This is a genomic window from Plantactinospora solaniradicis (assembly GCF_042658085.1).
Taxonomy (GTDB): Bacteria; Actinomycetota; Actinomycetes; order Mycobacteriales; family Micromonosporaceae; genus Plantactinospora; species Plantactinospora solaniradicis.
In genome coordinates this window covers 1-653 of the sequence record NZ_JBHSPR010000049.1, presented here as the reverse complement: position 1 = coordinate 653, position 653 = coordinate 1, and the positions used below count along the sequence as shown (strand labels likewise).

1 protein-coding gene is annotated in these 653 nt (G+C 69.7%); it reads left to right on the top strand.

Annotated features, from left to right (window positions below):
- A partial coding sequence (locus ACFP2T_RS36355) for a condensation domain-containing protein (protein WP_377430067.1) occupies positions 1-653 on the top strand: 653 nt, incomplete at both ends.

The following is a 653-nucleotide window of genomic DNA, read 5'->3' as shown; positions in this document are numbered from 1 at the left end:
CGTCCGGGCCGACACAGGAACTCCTGGCCGGGATCTGGGCCGAGGTGTTGGGCGTGGACCGGATCGGGGTACGCGACAACTTCTTCACCCTGGGCGGGCATTCCCTGCTCGCCACCCGGGTGGTGTCGCGGATCCGGGCCGTGTTCGCCGTGGAGGTGGCGGTCGCGGCGTTGTTCGACGGTCCGACGATCGCGGACCTGGCCGCCGCAATCGACGTCGCGACACCGGGACTGACTGCCGCGCCGATCGTGCCGGTTGGCCGGGATCAGCGGTTGCCGTTGTCGTTCGCGCAGCAGCGGTTGTGGTTCCTGGCCCAGCTCGACCCGGGATCGGTCGAGTACAACATGCCGATGCCGATCCACCTGGCCGGTGAGGTTGATGTGGCGGTGTTGGCCGTGGCGTTGGGTGAGTTGGTGGCCCGGCATGAGGTGCTACGGACCCGGCTGGTCGCCGATGCTGACGGGGTGCCGTGGCAGGTGGTCGACCCGCCGGCGTCGTTCGACCTGCCGTTGATCGACCTGTCGGGTGAGGATGACCCGGTCGCGGCTGCGGAGGCGTGGCTGGCCACGGATGCGGTGGTGCCGTTCGATCTCGCGGCTGGGCCGTTGTTCCGGGCGAGCCTGCTGCGGGTGGCCGCGGATGAGCATGTGTTG